22 protein-coding genes are annotated in these 20,742 nt (G+C 31.7%); 9 read left to right on the top strand and 13 right to left on the bottom strand.

The features are described 5' to 3' along the window. Window positions 1-56: 56 nt before the first annotated feature. Genes B3578_RS12540 through B3578_RS12530 form a run of 3 tightly spaced genes read right to left on the bottom strand, consistent with a single transcriptional unit; the run spans window position 57 to window position 2,692 of the window. Window positions 57-1,211 (bottom strand): MFS transporter, encoded by a 1,155-nt coding sequence (locus B3578_RS12540; protein ID WP_286495202.1) that lies wholly within the window; start codon window positions 1,209-1,211, stop codon window positions 57-59. An 8-nt stretch (window positions 1,212-1,219) separates the two neighbouring features. Further along, window positions 1,220-1,609 carry a VOC family protein gene (locus tag B3578_RS12535; protein ID WP_125349274.1) on the bottom strand — a complete coding sequence of 130 codons (390 nt, stop codon included), beginning with the start codon at window positions 1,607-1,609 and terminating at the stop codon, window positions 1,220-1,222. A gap of 3 nt (window positions 1,610-1,612) precedes the next feature. Beyond that, entirely contained in the window at window positions 1,613-2,692 is a 1,080-nt protein-coding gene (locus tag B3578_RS12530) for an NADH:flavin oxidoreductase/NADH oxidase (protein ID WP_291049159.1), read from the bottom strand. Between the two features lie 297 nt (window positions 2,693-2,989). On the opposite strand from B3578_RS12530, the gene B3578_RS12525 reads away from it, so the two are divergent. After that, on the top strand, window positions 2,990-4,324 hold the full coding sequence (locus B3578_RS12525) for an NAD(P)/FAD-dependent oxidoreductase (protein ID WP_286495204.1): 1,335 nt from the start codon (window positions 2,990-2,992) through the stop codon (window positions 4,322-4,324). A gap of 71 nt (window positions 4,325-4,395) precedes the next feature. On the opposite strand, the gene B3578_RS12520 is transcribed toward B3578_RS12525, so the two are convergent. The 8 genes from B3578_RS12520 to B3578_RS12485 all read right to left on the bottom strand — a co-directional run bounded on the left by B3578_RS12520 (window position 4,396) and on the right by B3578_RS12485 (window position 11,816). Beyond that, on the bottom strand, window positions 4,396-5,043 hold the full coding sequence (locus B3578_RS12520; protein ID WP_125349271.1) for a hypothetical protein: 648 nt from the start codon (window positions 5,041-5,043) through the stop codon (window positions 4,396-4,398). Window positions 5,044-5,188: 145 nt separating this feature from the next. Further along, window positions 5,189-5,974, bottom strand: a complete 786-nt coding sequence (locus B3578_RS12515; protein ID WP_115000894.1) for a zinc ribbon domain-containing protein — start codon at window positions 5,972-5,974, stop codon at window positions 5,189-5,191. Window positions 5,975-5,976: 2 nt separating this feature from the next. Further along, window positions 5,977-7,074 carry a Nif3-like dinuclear metal center hexameric protein gene (locus B3578_RS12510; protein ID WP_414646267.1) on the bottom strand — a complete coding sequence of 366 codons (1,098 nt, stop codon included), beginning with the start codon at window positions 7,072-7,074 and terminating at the stop codon, window positions 5,977-5,979. Continuing rightward, window positions 7,071-7,559: a GNAT family N-acetyltransferase gene (locus B3578_RS12505; protein ID WP_115000896.1), complete on the bottom strand. Its 489-nt coding sequence runs from the start codon at window positions 7,557-7,559 to the stop codon at window positions 7,071-7,073. The genes B3578_RS12510 and B3578_RS12505 overlap by 4 nt, the downstream gene beginning before the upstream one ends. Then, window positions 7,531-8,562 carry a phosphotransferase enzyme family protein gene (locus tag B3578_RS12500; RefSeq protein WP_115000898.1) on the bottom strand — a complete coding sequence of 344 codons (1,032 nt, stop codon included), beginning with the start codon at window positions 8,560-8,562 and terminating at the stop codon, window positions 7,531-7,533. Before B3578_RS12500 ends, B3578_RS12505 begins: the two co-directional genes overlap by 29 nt. Before the next feature lie 6 nt (window positions 8,563-8,568). Next, window positions 8,569-9,504: a nucleotidyltransferase family protein gene (locus B3578_RS12495; protein WP_260392464.1), complete on the bottom strand. Its 936-nt coding sequence runs from the start codon at window positions 9,502-9,504 to the stop codon at window positions 8,569-8,571. Further along, entirely contained in the window at window positions 9,479-10,849 is a 1,371-nt protein-coding gene (locus B3578_RS12490) for a Gfo/Idh/MocA family protein (protein WP_291049148.1), read from the bottom strand. The genes B3578_RS12495 and B3578_RS12490 overlap by 26 nt, the downstream gene beginning before the upstream one ends. A gap of 82 nt (window positions 10,850-10,931) precedes the next feature. Next, complete coding sequence (locus tag B3578_RS12485) at window positions 10,932-11,816, bottom strand: ChaN family lipoprotein (RefSeq protein WP_221856264.1); 885 nt, start codon at window positions 11,814-11,816, stop codon at window positions 10,932-10,934. Window positions 11,817-11,890: 74 nt separating this feature from the next. On the opposite strand from B3578_RS12485, the gene B3578_RS12480 reads away from it, so the two are divergent. The 8 genes from B3578_RS12480 (at window position 11,891) to B3578_RS12450 (ending at window position 18,695) form a co-directional block, all read left to right on the top strand. Then, a complete protein-coding gene (locus tag B3578_RS12480; RefSeq protein ID WP_221856261.1) occupies window positions 11,891-12,787 on the top strand; it encodes an ABC transporter ATP-binding protein in 897 nt (298 codons plus the stop codon). Between the two features lies 1 nt (window position 12,788). Next, window positions 12,789-13,619: an ABC transporter permease gene (locus B3578_RS12475; RefSeq protein ID WP_221856259.1), complete on the top strand. Its 831-nt coding sequence runs from the start codon at window positions 12,789-12,791 to the stop codon at window positions 13,617-13,619. 98 nt (window positions 13,620-13,717) lie between these two features. Beyond that, a complete protein-coding gene (locus B3578_RS12470; protein ID WP_125349263.1) occupies window positions 13,718-14,743 on the top strand; it encodes a DHH family phosphoesterase in 1,026 nt (341 codons plus the stop codon). Further along, window positions 14,743-15,270 (top strand): FKBP-type peptidyl-prolyl cis-trans isomerase, encoded by a 528-nt coding sequence (locus tag B3578_RS12465; protein WP_115000909.1) that lies wholly within the window; start codon window positions 14,743-14,745, stop codon window positions 15,268-15,270. The genes B3578_RS12470 and B3578_RS12465 overlap by 1 nt, the downstream gene beginning before the upstream one ends. Before the next feature lie 25 nt (window positions 15,271-15,295). Then, a complete protein-coding gene (locus B3578_RS12460) occupies window positions 15,296-16,375 on the top strand; it encodes a peptidylprolyl isomerase (RefSeq protein ID WP_291049136.1) in 1,080 nt (359 codons plus the stop codon). Between the two features lie 101 nt (window positions 16,376-16,476). Beyond that, complete coding sequence (locus B3578_RS12455) at window positions 16,477-17,088, top strand: sugar-binding domain-containing protein (protein ID WP_286495215.1); 612 nt, start codon at window positions 16,477-16,479, stop codon at window positions 17,086-17,088. Then, window positions 17,049-17,402 (top strand): hypothetical protein, encoded by a 354-nt coding sequence (locus tag B3578_RS14420; protein WP_409450446.1) that lies wholly within the window; start codon window positions 17,049-17,051, stop codon window positions 17,400-17,402. The genes B3578_RS12455 and B3578_RS14420 overlap by 40 nt, the downstream gene beginning before the upstream one ends. Window positions 17,403-17,444: 42 nt before the next feature. Then, window positions 17,445-18,695 (top strand): glycoside hydrolase family 2 TIM barrel-domain containing protein, encoded by a 1,251-nt coding sequence (locus B3578_RS12450; protein ID WP_291049132.1) that lies wholly within the window; start codon window positions 17,445-17,447, stop codon window positions 18,693-18,695. A 65-nt stretch (window positions 18,696-18,760) separates the two neighbouring features. Here the strand turns inward: B3578_RS12450 and B3578_RS12445 are convergent, their stop codons facing one another. Together B3578_RS12445 and B3578_RS12440 are read right to left on the bottom strand one after the other, a co-directional pair. Further along, window positions 18,761-19,732 (bottom strand): N-acetylornithine carbamoyltransferase, encoded by a 972-nt coding sequence (locus B3578_RS12445; protein WP_280051133.1) that lies wholly within the window; start codon window positions 19,730-19,732, stop codon window positions 18,761-18,763. Window positions 19,733-19,818: 86 nt separating this feature from the next. Beyond that, window positions 19,819-20,700, bottom strand: coding sequence for a DUF72 domain-containing protein (locus tag B3578_RS12440; RefSeq protein WP_291049127.1), 882 nt, complete (start codon window positions 20,698-20,700; stop codon window positions 19,819-19,821). Between the last annotated feature and the right edge of the window lie 42 nt (window positions 20,701-20,742).

Below are 20,742 nucleotides of genomic sequence, written 5' to 3'. Positions count from 1 at the left end.
AAACTAAAAAAGGATGCTCCGTAGAACATCCTTTGATTATGATTGAAGTAATATTTTTAAACTCTTTTCGATTTTAATTGTAAAAAGATTGCTGCAATTATTGATCCTACCGAAGCCATAATAAAGCCAACCCACAATTGCGAATTAAATCCTAACCCCATTGCAATCGGAATTCCTCCTAAAAATGCACCTAAAGCATTTCCGATATTAAAACTTGCTTGACCAGCTGCTGCGGCTAAAGTTTCGGATCCTTTTCCGTTATTAATCAACATCATTTGAATTGGCGAACCAATTGTAAACGCAATTAATCCCGTAATAAACGACATAATATAAGCCATTATTTGTATGTGAGAAGTGAAATAAACAATCACTAAACAAATCGCCATCGAAGCAAATGAGATAATTGCAGCTTTATTTGGCGACATGGTATCTGCCAATTTTCCACCTATAAAATTACCTACAAACATTCCTAGACCAATCAAGGTCATAATAATTGGAACTTTTGTTTTGGGTAAATCTGCCACATTTGTCATTAATGGAGAAATGTAACTTATCCACGCAAATAATCCTGAAGTTCCGATAGAAATCATCACAATTAATACCCAAGCTTCCCATTTTTTGAAGAAACTTAATTGCTCTACTAAACTTCCTTTGTTTGTATTTTTAAGATTTGGAACCCAAAGCGAAATCGCTAACATTGTGATTAATCCTAAACTTGCAATAATCCCAAACGTTAATCGCCACGAAAAAACTTGTCCTAATTTCGTCCCTAATGGAACTCCGACTAAATTCGCAAACGTTAATCCCGCAAACATAATCGAAATAGCTTGCGCTTCTTTTCCTTTTGTTGCTAATTGTGCTGCCACAACAGATCCTACACCGAAGAATGCTCCATGAGGTAAACCAGACATAAAACGAGCAATTAATAAGGTATTATAACTTGGTGCGATAACAAAAAGTGAGTTAAAAATGGTAAACAATAACATAAAAAAGATTAATACTTTTTTAGGCGAATATTTACTTGTAGCCATGATCAATGTTGGAGCTCCAACCATTACGCCCATTGCATACATTGATATAAAATTCCCTGCTGTTGGAATTGAAATATTCAAATCTTTTGCAAAATCTTCTAAAACTCCCATCATCGAAAATTCCGTCATTCCGATGGCTAAACCTCCCATTGCTAAGGCAAGTAAACTCTTTTTTACCATTTATTCTTCTATTCTTCGTATAATTCTATCGGCAAACCGTCGGGATCTTCAAAAAAAGTAAACTTCTTTTGCGTGTATTCATCCACACGAATTGGCTCTACCATCACATTCAACTGCGTTAATTTTTCTACTTCATTTTCTATATTTTCCACAGCAAAAGCAATATGTCTCAATCCAGAAGCTTCTGGTCGAGAAACACGTTTTGGTGGATTAGGAAAAGAAAATAATTCGATGCAGTAATAATTTTGCAAAGCTAAATCTAATTTATAAGAATCACGTTCTTTTCGGTAAACTTCTTGCACAATTTCGAATCCTAAAATTTCTGTGTAAAAATGTTTTGATTTTTGATAATCCGAACAAATGATTGCAATATGATGGATTTTTTTTAATGCTAACATAATTTATGCGTAATGATTATTTTTTGCTCTTTCATATTGTGGCAACCACTTTATATCTTCTTCTAACTCTTTTGCAGCACGTAATGCAAAATATGGATCGCGTAATAATTCTCTTCCTAAAAAGATTAAATCTGCTTCTTCATTTTGAAGAATTTCTTCGGCTTGTTTTGGCTCAAAAATTAATCCAACAGCTCCAGTAATGATTTCGACTTGGTTTTTAATTTCATTTGCGAATGGAACTTGATAATTTTTTTTGACATCAATCTTTTGATGACTCACACCTCCTCCAGACGAAACATCAATCACTTCTACTCCATTTTGTTTTAAAATCTTACACAATTCTATTGTTTCTTCTAAATTCCAACCATTTTCTGCCCAATCCGAAGCTGACAAACGAACCCAAAGCGATTGAGTTGTAATATATTTTTGCATTTCAGCAACAATTTCCAACACAAAACGAATTCTATTCTCGAAACTTCCACCATATTCATCTGTTCGATTATTGATTAAAGGCGACAAAAATTGATGAACCAAATATCCATGCGCACCATGAATTTCTAAAATTTCAAAACCAGCTTTTATCGCGCGTTCAGTTGCTTTTCCCCATTCTTTTACAACATCTTTAATTTCAGAAATTGTTAATTGATGTGGAATTTCATCCGATTCATTAAAAGGTAAATTAGAACTCGAAACTGTTTTCCAACCATTTTTTTCGTCAGATTTTATTTGATGGTGTCCCAACCAAGGCTTTTCTGTACTTGCTTTTCTTCCTGCATGCGCTAACTGAATCCCAGGAACACAATTGTATTTTTTAATTTCGGAAGTTAATTTTTGATACACTTCGATATGTTCATCTTTCCAAATTCCTAAATCGCCATACGAAATTCGACCATCTGCAATAACAGCGGTAGCTTCTTGTATAATCGCCGAAACATTGCCAACTGCACGCGAAACATAATGTTGAAAATGCCAATCATTTGGAAAACCATCTTCCGAAGAATATTGGCACATTGGCGACATAATAATTCTATTTTTTAATGAAATAGATTCATTTATACTGATTGATTCAAATAATTTGCTCATTACTTGTTTTTTTGACTTAATTAATTTGGAATAAAATTCGTGAATTTGATTGATTTCTTAAAACGATTCAGCTTAAAAATTGTTTAAATTCTAATCTTTCAACAAAATTAAAAAAGCTTAGAAATACATGAAATCACAAATAATTTTAACAATTTATTTAAAACTGACAAAAAACATAAATTTAAAAAAATCTAATAATCAATCCGATATCATAGTAAATATCTAAGGTTCAGAATAATTTTTAATAAATCTTTCATTGTTTCTTAGTTTGTTCGTAATTTTACAAAAAAGTGAATTTTGGAAAAGAAAAAGATTGTCATTTTAGGTGCTGGATTTGCCGGACTTAAATTAGCCCGTAAATTAAATAATAACCCACACTTTTCTGTTACACTTATTGACCGTTATAACTATCATCAATTTCAACCTCTTTTTTATCAAGTTGCTACAGCAGGAATAAACGCTAGTGATATTTCGTTTCCTATACGAAAAGTATTTCAAGGAAGTAAAAATGTCAGCGTACGATTAGCTGAAGTAACAGCTATAAAAAAAGAAGCTAATATTGTTGAAACCACAATCGGAGATTTTTCTTACGATTATTTGGTTATTGCCATGGGATGTACCACAAATTTCTTTGGTAATAAGCAAATTGAGGAATTATCATTCCCAATGAAATCCACAAACGAAGCTTTAACGCTAAAAAACAGATTGTTAACAAATTTTGAAAGTGCTTATTCTGCTGAGTCAGAAGAAGAATTAGAAGAAATTTTGAACATTGTTGTTGTTGGTGGTGGACCAACTGGAGTAGAACTTTCTGGTGCAATTGCACATATGAAAAAACACATTCTACCAAAAGATTATCCAGATTTAGATTTCTCTAAATTGAATATTTATTTGATTGAAGGAAGTCCTAATTTATTAGGACCTATGTCTGATTTAGCTCATAAAAAGTCTCACGAATATTTGACAAATATGGGAGTGCATATTTGGACAGAAGGACGAGTTACAGATTATGATGGAAAAACTATTTCCTTAGCTGACGGACGCACAATCAAAACAAAAAATTTAATTTGGTCTGCTGGTGTTACAGGAAATATTCCTGAAGGAGCTGTGTCTCAAGAAGAGTTACAAAGAGGTAACCGTTTTAAGGTAGATCGTACAAGTAAAATTATTGGAACTGATAACATATATGCTATTGGTGACATTTCTTGTATGGAAACACCTAAATATCCTCATGGACATCCTCAATTAGCACGTGTTGCTGGGGATCAAGCTATGAATTTAGCCAAAAATTTCAATAAAATTGGACAAGGTTTATCAGAAGATAAATTAACTTTATTTGAATATCAAGATCCAGGATCTATGGCTACAATAGGAAAACATAAAGCTGTTGTTGACTTACCTAAATTCTCTTTCTCTGGACGTTTGGCATGGTTTACATGGATGTTCTTACACTTAATGTTAATCTTGACTGTTCGCAACAAACTGGCTATTTTCTTTAATTGGGCTCAAAATTATTTTACAAATGATTCATCATTACGTATTATTGTTCGTCCAACGAAAAAAGATTTTAGATTTAATTTGAAAGGTTATCGCCGTTTTCCAAAGAATCGTGATAAAGAAGTAGAAGCTTAATCAAAAAAGTATATCAATAAAAAACTCCGCTAAATATTTAGCGGAGTTTTTTGTATCTATGAATTGAAATTTTATTTTCTTGCAGAAGGTGTTCTCACTCCTGTTTTTACTCTTTCTGTTGATGCAGATTTTGCACTTACAGCATCTTTAGCAGATTTGCTGTATAATTGGATAAAATCAAATAATCCATCAAAATCACCAGTCAATGTTTTACCATTCGAAACTCTCAATGCAAAGTTTGTAGATAATAAACTTCTGTTATAAGGGTCAAAATAATTTTTTAGATTAATAGATCCAGAAGAAAAATCTGTATCTAACAAAGCAAACGTTCCAGAATTAAGAACTGGCACATAATTTTGCATTATAGGATCTTCATAATATTCGATATAATCCAATCCTCTATCATTATTTTCTGTTACGTAAGATCCATTAAAACTTAAATCACCTCTTTGGAAAATTTCTAAATACAAATAAGCTCCATTTAATTTACCATTCTTAGGAACTGGATTTGTAGATAATTCTACACTATAATAAAATCCGCCATCAGCCTTTTTTATATCTGCAACAACTGCATTTCGAAGCGGAAATGATACACCATCATAATTGATTTGTCCAACATTAACAATTTCAGGTTCATAATAGCCATCATCATTATTCACACAAGATGTTAATGAGATAGACGAGACAGCTAACATTGCTAAAAATATAATTTTTTTCATAATTTCTAAATTTTCAAACTAATTATATTGCCAGTATTACAAATAGCGTGCTAAAAAATAACAACAACTAGTTTTAGCATAAAAAAAGTGTTACACAATCGTGTAACACTTTGATATTAAATAAAATATTTTTTAACAAAGAAAATTATCCTTTGATAATGATTTCCATTTTTTCTTGCTCTTCTAAAGCTAATTCCAAATCAACTAAGATACGTCCTGAATGTTCGTCAGCGATAATTTTTTTACGTTGAGCGATATCCATTTGTCTTTGTGGTGGAATTGTAAAGAAAGATCCCGCAGAAGCTCCACGTTGTACAGGAACAACAGCTAAACCATTTTTCACAGAATTTCTGATACGGCTGTAAGCGTCTAATAATCTTTGTTCGATTTTAGCAGAATATTCAGAAGATAATTTCAATAAATTACTTTCTTCTTTTTCTGTATCTTTTACAATTGTATCCAACTCAGCTTGTTTGTGAGATAAATGCTCTTTCATTGAGTTTAATTTTGCATTAAATTCTTCAACTTGTGCATTTTTTTGAGAAATTTTAACTGTAAACTCACGAATACGTTTCTCAGATAACTCAATTTCCAAACCTTGATACTCTACTTCTTTCGCTAAAGCATCAAATTCTCTATTGTTTCGTACGTTATCTTGTTGTTTCGTGTATTTTTTAATTAAAGCTTCAGCATTTTTGATTGCTTCTTTCTTCAATTTAATTTCTTCATCCAAACCTTTAGTTTCGTCAACTATTTTTTGGATTCTCGTTTCTAATTGTGCAACATCGTCGCTCAAATCTTCAACTTCTAAAGGTAATTCACCTCTTGTGTTTCTGATTTCATCTAAACGTGAATCAATTAATTGCAAGTCGTATAACGCGCGAAGTTTTTCTTCTACGCTTAGTTCTTTGATATTTTTTGTTTCAGACATAGTTAACAATAATTAACAGGATTGGTATTAATTCCAGAATTAAAGACCACAAAATTAGTAAATTTTTCTTTAAGATACGAAGTTATTAAGTTTTTTGTAAACTGTTCCGATTCAAAATGTCCAATATCTGCCAAAACAAGCTTATTTTCAGCTGTAAAAAAATCGTGATATTTCAAATCAGCCGTGATATAAATGTCCGCTCCAGCCGAAATTGCATTTTTTATTCCAAATGCGCCAGAACCTCCAAGTACAGCAACCTTCTTTATTTTTTTGTTTAATAATTTCGAGTGACGAATAACGGGTGTATTCATTTGAGTTTTTAGATAATTGAAAAAATTGAGTTCTTCCATTTCATTTTCCAACTCTCCAATCATTCCAATTCCAATATAATTATTTTGATTATTCAACGAAATAACAGAATAAGCAACTTCTTCGTACGGATGATTTTTGAACAAAGCATTCATCACATCACCTTCCAAATGTTGCGGAACAATAACCTCTATTCGCGTTTCGTTTACTGCTTCCAATTTCCCTATTTCGCCAATAAACGGATTTGCACCAGCAGTTGGTCGATAATTTCCTTCGCCTTCTATCGCAAAACCACACGAATCATAATTCCCAATTTTTCCTGCACCCGCTTCATACAACGCAAATTTCAATTGCTCAGCATGTTCTGTTGGTACATAGGTAATTAATTGTTTGATAGTTTGCAATTTTGGAATAAGAATTTTCGTATTCAATAAAGCTAATTGTTCAGAAATTTTGAAATTAACTCCAACTTTCGAATTATCTAAAGCTGTATGCGTTGCATAAATATTAATTCCATTTTTGATTGCTGTCATCACAGCTTTTTCAACATAATTTTTTCCGTTCAATTTCTTTAAACCAGAAAAAATAATTGGATGAAAACTCACAATCAAATTACAATTTTTCTCAATCGCTTCTTCCACAACTTCTGGTGTTGTGTCCAACGTTACCAAGATCTCTGTTACCTCATTATTGTAATCACCAACTAGCAATCCAACATTGTCAAAATCCTCTGCATACGCCAAAGGCGCTATTTCTTCCATCGCCAAAGCGACATCTTTTACTCGTATCATTTCTCTTTTAAAAGCAATTTTTCTGTAGGCAAATCATTTTCGATGCCTTTCCAATACGATTCAAAATTAAACTTTTCTAACAACTTTCTTGAAGCAACATTATCAGGATCGATGACAGCCATTACTTGCAAATCAGGAAATTTTTCTTTTGATTCTGCTAATAAATGTTCGCAAATCATTGATCCAAAACCTTTTCTCCAAAATTCTTTTTTCAATAAATAACCTATTTCAAGTGAATTTTCGATATGTTTGTTATACACCAATTTACAATCACCTAAAAGTGTGTCGTTTTCGTCATAAACCTTAAAAAAACCAAGGTTTTCGTTAACGCTACCTTTTTCTAAGATTGATGTAAATTTGTGATTTGCTTGCTCTTCATTCAAACCTTTTCCAGAGATATATTTCATCACTTCGTCGTCCTGAACAAGTTTAAAAAAGTTATTAAAATCTGTAGGTTTATATTTTTCGAACCGAATTTTCTTCATGAAATTTTGTTAATGCTTTTAATAAATTGATTTGATTAATCGTACGATTTAGATTTTGTTTTGGATAAGAAATCGAATAATAAATATCGTTTTCTAAATAATCTGCCAAAAATCTAACCGCCTGAATATAAATCACAATATACGCAACAAAATCCATATTTTCGATCTCTATTGGTTGTAAATCATATTTTAAATGTTCTAAAAACCCATTTTTAACCGCTTTATAATAATCAGGTTCAAACAATTTTTCAGGATTAGGATCGTCTTCAGCTTTCAGGTTTGCGTATGTACGAATCATATCTCCAAAATCGCACAAAATATTCCCTGGCATTATTGTATCCCAGTCTATCACAGCGATTGCTTGCGAATGATTATCATTATTAAATAAGAAATTACTGATTTTAGCATCAGCATGAACGACACGCTTTGGGAAATCTATTTCTAAATACTTTTCAACTTGATACAGATTATCCAAAATATAAGCAACTTCTTCTTTCGTTTCTTCTAAACGCTCTGTTGAAGCATTTTTCAATGCATTTTTGAAATCATTTACACGTTTATGATAATCTAAAAACCCGACAATCGAAGGATAAATTTCATCAACATTAACATCTAACAAATACGAATGAAATTCACTAATTGTTTTCGCCGCTTCATACGCTTGTTCCGCAGATTCCACTTTCTCAAAACAAATAGAATTTGGAATAAAAGAAGTCATTCTCCAAGTTTCTCTATCTTCTTTTGCTAATAAATTTCCTTGCAAATCTTTTACAATTTCGATTACCGAATTTTGATAATTCTTTGCTTTTAGATGGCGAGAAATGATGTCAATATTGTTCGAAATTACTTCTGGTTGAGGAAAAACGTGCGTGTTTATTTTTTGTAAAATATATTTTTTTCCTTCATACTCAACTTCATAAGTAGAATTAATCCAACCAGAACTGATTGGATTAATACTAACTTGATCTATATTTTCGAAATAATGTTTTAATATTTTCTCCATTATATTTTATGTCCAAAGAGAATTTGGATATTTTTGATCATTGATTAAATTGTGAATAGAATTTACTACAACTTCTCTATCTTCTGGATAAGTCATTCCGAACCAATTGTCATCCGATTTTTCTACAATCACTTCCAATTGATCTTCTTTGATCATATCATTTACAACTTTCGGCAAGAAAAATTCTGCTTTCAATTGAGAAGCATTTTCGTGAAGAAATTCCTCAAATTTATCTTCTAATTTTCTGAAAATAGAAGGATGTAAAACAAAGAAATTCATCGATACAGCCGTATCTCCATCTAATGGTAAAACGTTATCATCTTCTTCGAAAACAATTTCTCCATTTTCGTTAGAATAGATATTTGTACGTTCTACAACATTCTCCAAATGACCGTTAGTTACAGTACATACTCCGCGAGAAACAGAACCATTTTCGCTAATCGTATTGGCCAATTTGTACGCAACCATACCATAAGTATTTGCAGTGATTTTTTCGTTTTGAACCAATTCACTTGCTTTTTCAAATGCTTTACGACCATAAAAATCATCTGCATTAATTACAATAAATGGATTGTTTAAATGATTTTTTGTAATCATTAACGCATGTCCAGTTCCCCAAGGTTTTTCACGTTTTTCTATTGTATCATAAATTCCTCTCGGAACAGATGTATACGTCGTTTGAAGAACAAATTCTACTTTACCTCCATTTTTTTCAATTAAATTTTGAAAATATTTTTTAGTTTCTGCATTAAATTGTTCATTAATAATGAATACAAAATGTTTTATTCCGCAAGAAAAAGCATCGAAAATTGAATATTCCATCAACGTTTCTTTACTTGGTCCAATTGGATCAATTTGTTTTTGTCCTTTGTAGCGGCTTCCCATTCCACCTGCTAAAATGACTAATGATAAGGTTTTAGAATCCATAATCTTCTGTACCAAAAACTGGTTTTCTTGTTTTATATTTTCCTCTTGTAAAGTCTGGCATTTCTTGAGAAGTACCATTTCCTTCGATAGATTTTTCACTTAATGGTGTTACTGCATACCAAGTTGCTAAATCATATACATCGAATGGGAATTCTTTGTTTGCTTTAATACATTCGATAAAATCATTCATTAAGAAGAAATCCATTCCTCCGTGCCCAGCACCTTCTGCCTGAGTTTCGTATTTTTTCCAATATGGATGATCGTAAGTTTTTAAATGATCTTCTGAACTTGCCCATTTGTGAGAATGTTTCATTTCATCTTCGAAATAAATGAAACCTTGACTAAATCCTCCTGAACCGATATCTTGCCAAATACCATCAGTTCCTTGAATACGGAAACCTAAGTTATATGGACGCTGTAAAGATGTATCGTGCGTTAATAAGATTGTTTCTCCGTTTTCACATTTTAACATTGTTTGAACGATATCTCCTTGTTTGAATTTAACTTTTGCATTTGGATGATCTACACCTCCATTCTTCACGATATAATCAGTTAAACCAGCTTGTTGAGAAGCCATAGAAGTTAAATGTGTAATTCTATTTCCACGGTTAACATCCATCATTGTACCGATTGGTCCTAAACCATGCGTTGGATATAATTCTGCATTACGTTTTACATAATGATTTGTACGCCAAGCAGCTTCAGAGAAACCTTTGTCTCCAAATTCAACTCCACCACCATAAGGTTGTTTACCATCATTAAATAATACATTTCTTAAATCGTGTTGGTAACCACCTTGTCCATGAACAATTTGACCAAGCATTCCTTTACGAACCATATTCATTACAGCCATAACATCGCGACGGTAACAAACATTCACCATCATGAATACAGGAACTTTCGTTTTTTCGTATGTATCTACGTAATCCCAACATTCTTGTAAATTCATCGCTCCACACACTTCTAAACCTACAATTTTACCCGCATTCATTGCTGCAATTGTTTGCTCAGCGTGAAATTCCCATGGCGTAGCTATAATTACAGCATGCATTTCTTTATTCTTATATAATTTTTTATATCCATCTAAACCTTTAAAATACTCTACAGGTTTTTTATTATGTTTTGCAAAAATTTTGTTTGAACGATCAATCATTCGTTGATCTGGTTCAGCGATCCCAACAACTTCTACATCATTTCTTTTTAATAACTCATCTAAATGTACCTGCCCTCTCATTCCACAGCCAACAATTCCTACTTTCACCTTATCAATTTTTGATGAAAAATCAAATAATGAATCTGGTGATACTAATGCTACCGTAGATGCTGCAGCAGTCGATTTAATAAAATTTCTTCTGTCCATAGTTGTATTTAATTGTTTGCTTTATTTTTTAAAATGCAAAATATGAAAAATAATCAATAAAACTTTCTGCTTATAAGTAAAATTAGTAGGTTTTAGGCGAATCCTTAGGAAATACTATAATAAATTCTGTCGTAGTAACATTTTCGTTTTTAGATTTAATTACAGATAATTTTTCATTTAAATCTTCACTTTCTAGAATTTCAATTACGGCGATTTTGAGCTCAGGTCGAAAATATTTCAAATACCAATAAATTCCGCCATAATTTTTAGAATGATAATCACCATTGTAATGAATGAATAGATTATTTTTCTTCAAATTATTCAAAATTGATTCTGCCATTGTTGCATCCTTTGTAGCTTGTGCTGCAACAAACTGTTTTGCCTTCACTCCAGCATGATCTCCCATCATTTTAATCATCTCAGGATAACCAGGTGCATCATAATCTATGGTAATAGGAAGTTTCGCAATAAAGGCTTTCTCATTATTTGGAACTGTATCCAAAGCTTCAAGTCCATTCTTAGCGACATACGAAGCATATTTGCGCGTTACATTAGTTGCTACAAAATCTAAATTCTTTTCTTTCGCAAAATCAACAAGCGGTTTGTAATCTGTTTTGTAATTATTCCAAAGCTTTGTACTCTTTTGAAACTCATCATCCGTCGTTTTGCTTTTCAAATAATTCGTTAAATCATTTTGTTGATGACGCTCGAACATTTCTGCTCCAAGAATCAGTTGTTTTCCTTTTATCTTATACAATTCTTTTGTCGTTTGCAATTGCAACCAATGATTTACCGCATTATTATGATGTTCACCAAATAAAACAACATCATATTTTGCTAATTCTTTAATCATTTTATCAAAATCAACTTTCTTTTCTTGTTGATTATAAATTTGATAAGTTTTTCCGTTTTGCGCTTTAGCCTGAATTGTTAGTACAATTAATAAGGTATAAAGTATCGTTCTCATGTTATTTAAATTAATTCTAAATTGTAACAAATTAACAAAAAACTCTACATATAAAGAAAACAAATTCAACTACTATGAATAAAGTTCTTGAAATTAATCAACTTACTAAAAAATTTGGCAGTTTTACAGCGGTCAACAATGTCACTTTTTCGGTAGAAAAAGGAAACGTTTATGGATTACTTGGTCCAAACGGAAGTGGAAAATCGACAACATTAGGAATGATTCTTAATGTAATCAATCCTACAGCGGGTTCGTGGAAATGGTTTGATCAAGAACCAGATAACGATTCATTAAAAAAAATTGGTGCAATTATCGAAAGCCCAAAATTCTATCCTTATTTATCAGCAGAAAAAAATCTTGAAATTGTTGCTGATATTAAAGAAGTTAATTATGGAAAAATTGACGAAAAACTTGAATTAGTTGGATTACTTTCTCGTAAAAAAGATAAATTTCAACAATATTCGTTGGGAATGAAACAACGTTTGGCAATTGCGGCTGCGTTATTAAATGATCCTGAAGTGCTGATTTTAGACGAACCTACTAATGGTTTAGATCCACAAGGAATTATTCAGATTCGTGAATTGATTATTAAAATTGCTCAACAAGGAACTACAATTATTCTAGCAAGTCATTTATTAGACGAAGTCGAAAAAGTATGTTCGCATGTAGTGGTTCTGAATCAAGGAAAAATGCTTTATGCGGGTTCTGTAGATCAAATGAATTCAAGTTTTGGAAGTATAGAAGTTGCTGCGCAAAATATGGAAAGTTTGGAATATACACTAAAAACGTTCTCATTCGTTTCAAAAGTTACCAAAGAAAACAACAAACTTTTTGCTGTTTTATCAGAAGAGAAAGATCCAGCAGAAATTAACAAAATGCTTTATGAACAAGGAATTATCGTGAATCATTTAGTAAAACGTAAAGAATCTTTAGAACAACAATTTTTCCAACTAATCCAAAAACAGAACTAACATGAAAAGATTATTTAGCATAGAATGGAATAAATTATTCTACAATAAAGGAACGCGAATTTTCATCATTTTATATTTTGTGATGATTCTGTTAATGGGAATTACGTTACCGAATTTCAAACCAAATATGAATGAAATTGAAGTTGATTTAATCAAATTGGGAGCATTAGAGTTTCCTATAATTTGGCATAATATTACGTGGTTAATTGGTTTTGGAAAATTCTTTTTAGCTATTATTGTTATTAATAATATTACAAACGAATACTCTTTCGGAACTTTCAAGCAAAATACAATTGATGGTTTATCTAAAACTGAATTTTTAAACACAAAAGTTTTGATGAACGTTGTGATAACTTTGATTTCTACACTTTTAGTTGGCGTTTTAGTTTTTGCATTAGGTTCTATTTTTAGCGAAAAGTTTGATTTTGTAAACGGAATCGAATTCTTAGGAGGATATTTCGTCGAAATCTTCGCTTATATTGTATTCGCCATGTTTTTATCATTCCTATTAAAGAAAAGTGCTTTTGCGATTTTATCTTTAATTGTTTTGAATATTATAGAATCTGTTGCTAAAGTTGTTGAATTTTTAGTTCGTTTTGGTAAAAATCCTCCAAAAAATCCTAATGAAATTAAAATCTTAACTAATTATTTACCACTTAACTCGAACGGAAAAATAATTGATTATCCTTCTGTAGATATACAAAAAGCAATTATGGAAGGAAAATTATTTGTTGCGGATCATGTACAATGGGAATATTTTGCTGCAAATGTTTTCTACATCATTTTATTTCTTGGTTTATCCTTATTAATTATCAAAAAAAGAGATTTATAAATTATAAATATTTCATAAAAACAAGAAAACCTCCAAATTTGGAGGTTTTCTTGTTCAAAGCAATTTACAATATCACTTGTTTGTTTATCTTTGCAACTATGCAAATGACAAATTTCGAAGAGCTAAAAGCTCTGTTAAAATCAACCCCAAAGAAAATTGCAATTATACCGCACAAAAATCCTGATGGAGATGCGATAGGTTCTACATTGGCGATGTTTCATTATTTGAATAAATTGGGACATACGTGTAACATTGTTTCACCAAACGATTTTCCGAAGTTCCTAAAATGGATGCCTTCAGCAAAAGATATTGTAATTGCAGATTACCGACCAAAAGTTTCTGAAGCAATTATACATCAAGCTGAGTTGATTTTTATCTTAGATTTCAATACTGTAAAACGAATTGATGACTTAGGAAACTGGGTTGAACGTTCGAAAGCTCCAAAAATATTAATCGATCATCACCGCGAACCAGATACATTTGATTTTATGTATTCGGATATCGAAATGCCTGCGACTTGTCAAATGGTTTATAATTTTATCGAAGCGATGAATGATTTAGATAAAATTGATAAAGGCATTGCTGAATGTATTTATACTGGAATAATGACGGATACAGGCGGATTCCGTTTTCGTAATACATCGGCAGATACGCATAGAATTGTAGCAGAGTTAATTGATAAAGGTGTAGAAGTAGATAAAGTTACTTCTTATGTAAACGATTCACAAACACAAGGACGATTAAAGTTATTATCATTAACTCTAAATAATCTAACTTTTTTACCAGAATATCGAACAGCTTTCATGTTTTTAAAACGTGAAGATTTACTAGCAAATGGTTTTCAAAAAGGAGATACAGAAGGTTTTGTAAATTATGGTTTGAGTGTAGAAAATTTTATCTTTTCTGTAATTTTTATTGAAGACACACATCATAATTTCATTAAAATTTCGTTACGTTCGAAAGGTGATTTTGATGTGAATGAATTCTCTCGCAAACATTTCAATGGCGGCGGTCATATGAATGCTTCTGGAGGTCGTTCGGATATGAATATGGAAGAAACAATTGCTTATTTCCAATCCCTTTTACCAGAATATCAAGAAAAATTAGCTAGTATCGTTATCTAATGAAAAAAGTTATTTTATTCACTTTCGCTGTTTTTGCGTTAATGAGTTGTGATCAAAAAGTCATACAATATCCCGTTTCATATTCCAATGACGATTTTATGAAACGTTCGCAAGAACGTGGAAAATTATTGCATCAAGAAGAATTACAATGGTTTGATGATTATATGAAAACATCTGACCTAAAATTTGTTAAAACGAGTTCGGGCTTTTGGATTTCAAATAGTGGTCAACGAACAGCTTCTACAGCAAATAATGGAGACTACATCGAATTTGAATATCAAGTAACTGATCTCGAAAACAATATTTTATATTCGTTTAACGATAATAAAGTTCAGAAAATAATTTTAGGAAAAGCTGATATTGTGAGAGGTTTACAAGCTGGTTTGCAATTAATTCCTGAAGGTGAAACTGCTAAATTATTATTACCTTCGTTTTTAGCTTATGGAGGTTATGGTGATACACAAAAAATTGCTCCAGACTCGCCTATTATTATGGATGTAAAAGTTTTAAAAATAAAAAAACACTAATAAACACAAAGACTGTAAAGTTAAAATGAGAAAAATATTATTAATCTTAACTGTCATCACTACTCTTGTTAGTTGTGGCGTTAAAATTCCAAAATCGATGAGTAAAGAAGAATTTAAAAGTTTAGAAGACGGATTGTATGCAAAAATGACAACAAATCATGGTGCAATGACAATCAAATTATACGAAGAAGAAGCTCCAATGACTGTCGCTAACTTTGTAGGATTAGCAGAAGGTACAAAAGAAAATAAAGCAAAAGCAAAAGGAATTCCTTTTTATGATGGAATCATTTTTCACCGTGTAATCAAAGATTTCATGATTCAAGGTGGTGATCCAGACGGAAGAGGTACAGGTGGACCTGGTTACGATTTCGAAGATGAGTTTCATGCAACATTAAAACACGATAAAAAAGGTGTTTTATCTATGGCAAATTCAGGACCAGCAACAAACGGGTCTCAATTCTTCATTACAGAGGTTCCAACTCCATGGTTAGACGGTAAACACACTGTTTTTGGACAAGTTGTAGAAGGTTTAGAAGTTGTAGATTCTATTGCTAATGTAGAAAAAACAAGAGATGACAAACCAGTTGTTCCAGTTGTGATTGAGAAAGTAGAAATCGCTCGTAAAGGTGATAAATACGCCAAATATAACGGTGGAGAAGCTTTTGAAACTGCAAAAGCAAATCATGCAAAAAAACAAGCTGAAGCTGAAGCGAAAGCAAAAGCTGAAAAAGATGCTGAAATTGCTCGTCAAAAAGAATTAGAGGCTAAAGCGCAAACTACTCCTTCTGGATTAAAATATGTAATTTTAGAAGAAGGAAACGGAGCAAAACCTGTGCAAGGAGATCCAATTCAAGTACATTATACTTTACGTTTAAATGATGGTGAAAAATTAGATTCATCTTACGATCGCAATCAACCACTAGACGCAACAGTTGGTGTTACAGGATTAATCCAAGGTTGGATGGAAGCATTAACAATGTTCAACAGAGGTTCTAAAGTTTTCTTAATTATCCCTGCCGAATTAGGTTACGGATCAAGAGGTGCTGGAGGTGTTGTACCACCAAATGCAACTTTATATTTTGATATGGAAGTTTTAGATAAATAATTTATCTATTCAAAATAAGTAGAAAAGCCACTCAAATCGAGTGGCTTTCTTTTTTGCCTACATTTTTGAAATTACTATTTTTACTGCTTATCAAAACTCACATGAAAAATTTAACATCTCTAATTTTACTCTTTATCGGTTTACAAATAGTAAATGCACGAGAAATAGTAAACTTCAACTCTAATTGGAGCTTTAAAAAAGGGCCATTTACCACTGCAGAAATTAATTACAATTCTATCTTCAAAGGCGATTGGCAATTGGTTCAAGTTCCACATACATGGAATGCAACTGATATGCAAACGAACCAAGTTACACCTGGTTTTTATAGTACAAACGAGCGTTTTTATGTGGGTGATTCGTATTACAGAAAATCTTTTACGCCAAAAACAAACTGGAAAGGTAAACGAATCTTTATCAAATTTGAAGGTGTTGGAGCAAATGCAGAAGTTTACATGAATAATTCTCCTTTAAAATCAACTCAAAATAAGAACAAAGTAAGCTATCAAAGTGATGTAAACAACGGAAATTATAATTTTGTAGGTCGTCATCAAGGTGGATATTCTGCTTTTGTTTTGGAATTGACAGGAATGTTAAAATTTGATCAAGAAAATGAAATTTTGGTTAAAGCTAATAACGAAGAAAATCCAGCAATTATTCCTGTTAATCATGTTTTATTCCTGTTTATGGCGGAATTTATCGTCCTGTTTCGTTAATTGTTACTGATCCTATCAATATTGCTGTAAATGATTTTGCTTCGGCTGGAATTTTTATTTCTCAGAAAAATGTTAGTAAAAAATCGGCTGATATTCATCTTAAAGTCAAAGTTGATAATAAATCAGCTCAAACAAATAACATCGAAATTTTCACTTCGATCATCGATCATAACAATAAAACTGTAAAGTCTATCAGCACTCCTTACACTCTATCACCACAAGGAAGACAAGAAATTATTCAAGATATTAAGGTTAATAATCCACATTTATGGAATGGATTAGAAGATCCATATTTATATAAAGTAGTGACATAAATCAAACAAAATAATCAAGTTTTAGATGAAGTAACACAACCTTTGGGTATTCGTAAATTTGAACTAAAAGCGAACGAAGGTTTCTTCTTAAACGACAAAAAATATCCGCTTTATGGCGTGACAAGACATCAAGATCGCTGGGGAAAAGGTTCGGCTTTATCAAATGAAGATCACGATGAAGATTTAGCAATTATAAAAGAAATTGGTGCAACTTCTATTCGATTAGCTCATTACCAACAATCTGATTATTTTTACTCGAAATGTGATAGTCTAGGATTGATTGTTTGGGCAGAAATTCCGTTTGTGAATCAGGTTACAACCTTGGAAGAAAATAATGCAATGCAACAATTAAAAGAGTTGATTCGTCAAAATTACAATCATCCATCTATTTACACTTGGGGATTACACAATGAAGTTTATTCGCCAAATAATTACACCATCGAATTGACAACAAAGCTAAATGACTTAGCTAAAACAGAAGATTCTGATCGTTATACAGTACAAGTAAGTGGTTATAATGTGGTCGATCATCCAGTTAATAATAATGCGGATATACAAGGAATTAATCATTATTTTGGATGGTACAATGGCGAAGTAGAAAATTTGACAGACAAAGAAGATGTTGAAACTTGGGCGAATGAAATTTCGAAAAAATTCAAAGATTACAAAATCATTTTCTCTGAATATGGCGCAGAAGCAAAACCTGAAGATCAAGTTGAAGTTGCTGGGAACTATGGAAATCAATGGAGTGATCCTGCATTTTTTCCAGAAGAATTTGCAACTAAATTTCATATTGTTCATTGGGCAACAATAGAAAAACATCCAATATTTTTGGGATCTTATGTTTGGAATACTTTCGATTTTGCAACGCCTATTACACGATTAAATGTTAATCCAAGAAATTTCAAAGGTTTGGTTTCGTTTGATCGAAAAATTAAAAAAGATCCTTTTTATTGGTATAAAGCAAATTGGAGCAAAGAACCTGTTGTTTATTTAACGCAACGTAGAATGGTAAATAGAGGAAATGAATTTACAACTGTTACAATCTTCTCTAATCAAGGAACGCCAACGTTAACTGTAAATGGTAAAAAGATTGAAAATGTAAAAAATGGCTATAATAAGATTCATTTCGTTGCTGAAAATGTTCAATTGCAAAAAGGTGAAAACATAATCATTGCAGAAACTAATCTTAATGGAAAAACCATTTCAGATAAGATTATTTGGAACTATGATTCAAAATATAAAACTTCTCAAAAAGAAGCCACTACGAAAGATATTCATGTTGGACTTTAGTGAGAAATAATATCATTAAAAAAGGCTTAAAAATTAATTTTTAAGCCTTTTTTAATTGTAGTTTACTACTTATTTTTCAAAATCTCGTGAAAAACGGTTTGAGCTGAGAAAATTCGGTTCGTTGCTTCATCAATTACGATAGAACGATCAGAATCTAAAACTTCATCAGATACTACTACATTGCGACGAACTGGTAAACAATGCATAAATTTTCCGTTATTTGTCAAATTCATTTTATCCATTGTCACTTCCCAATCCTTATCACCATCATTCGGTTGACCATAATTTTCATAAGAAGACCAGTTTTTTGCATAGACAAAATCAGCATCTTTCAACGCTTCATCTTGATCATAAGCAATCGTTGCTCCATCAGTAAATTTTGGATCTAGCTCCAAACCTTTTGGTTGTACAACTGTAAAATCTACCCAATCTACTTTAGAAAACCATTGCGCAAAAGAATTCGGAACAGCTTGTGGCAAACGACGTGGATGCGGCGCCCAAGTCATCACAACTTTCACTTTCTTTTCAGGTTTTGTCCCAGGCGTATAACCCGTTTTTTCTGCAATTGTAATTAAATCAGCAAAAGATTGTAATGGATGTAATGTTGCACTTTCCAAAGACACAACAGGAACAGAAGATAATTCTTTTACTTTATTGAACATGATTTCGTTATAATCTTCATCACGATCTACTAATTTCGGAAAAGTACGAACGCCTAAAACATCACAATACGCACTCATTACCTGAATTGCTTCTTTGATATGTTCTTGCGAATCTCCGTTCATCACAGCACCATCAGCCATTTCCAATGTCCAAGAATCTGCTCCAGCATTCAAAACCCAAGCATTTGCTCCAAGATTATAAGCCGCTTTAATAGAACTTAGACGTGTACGTAAACTTGGATTAAAAAAAATTAAACCAACTGTTTTATTTTTACCAACTTCTTGTTGAGCAAAAGGATTTGCTTTAATTTCTAAGGCTGTTTTTAGTAATTCGTCGATGTTTTCTACATCATAAACCGAAGTAAATTGTTTCATAATTGAGAAGAATCTTTTGTTTTATTTGTTCTGCAAAATTAGTGGAAACAATCGAGGTTTAAAGAATTATTTTTGCTAATTTTCACTTAAAACAACGTCAATTCATCTTGTGGACCACGAATATCTAAATCTAAATCATTGTTTAATTTCTTAATAAAATATTTGGCTAACATTGGCGATTCTAACTCTAAATTTTGATGAATAAAGAAATACAATTTCTGCAAACCTTCTGCTTTCCAAAGTTTAATTGTTTCAATCCATTCATCCAAACGCTCGTAATCAGATGGAATATTTGCTCCAACAAAACGCACAAAAGCTTCATTCGAAGTCAATCGCATATGCACCATATCTCTCCTACCCGCTGTATCAACAATAATATTTGAAATGTTATGCTTTTCTAATAACGAAACCAATCGATTAAAATTTTCTTCGTTCGAAAACCAATCTTCATGACGAAGTTCTACAGCTAACGGATAACCTTTCGGAAAATTTTGAATGAAATTTTCTAATTTTTCAAAATCTTTTGGAGCAAAATTTTCGTGCATTTGTAAGAAAATCATTCCTAATTTTTCTTCAAATAACGCAACTGCATCCAAATATTGATTCAATTTATCTGTCACATTTTGCAATCGTCCATAATGACTAATACTTTGTGGAATTTTCGGGAAAAATTTAAAATCTTTTGGAGTTTTATTTACCCAAGTTTCGACATTTTCTTTACTTGGCGAACGATAATATGTCGCATTTAACTCGATACTATTAAATTGCGTTGAATAATAACTCAATTCATCTTTTGTTTTAGGCGGATAAAAATTCTTCAAATCTTGCTTATTCCATTTTGCACAGCCTACATATACTTCGAAATTATCTGATTTATCAACTTTATTCAACAAATCAATCGTTTCTTTTGGCGTTTTTGGCAATGTAAAATCAACCAATTCTGGGTTTTCTACTTTTCCGAATTTCATCTTTCTAAATTTGAACGAAAATTAAGCAATTATAAGCAGTTC

Source organism: Empedobacter sp. UBA1574 (assembly GCF_002322895.1).
Classification (GTDB): Bacteria; Bacteroidota; Bacteroidia; order Flavobacteriales; family Weeksellaceae; genus Empedobacter; species Empedobacter falsenii_B.
Note: the sequence above shows the minus strand (reverse complement) of the source record. Positions and strands in the feature narration are given on the sequence as shown.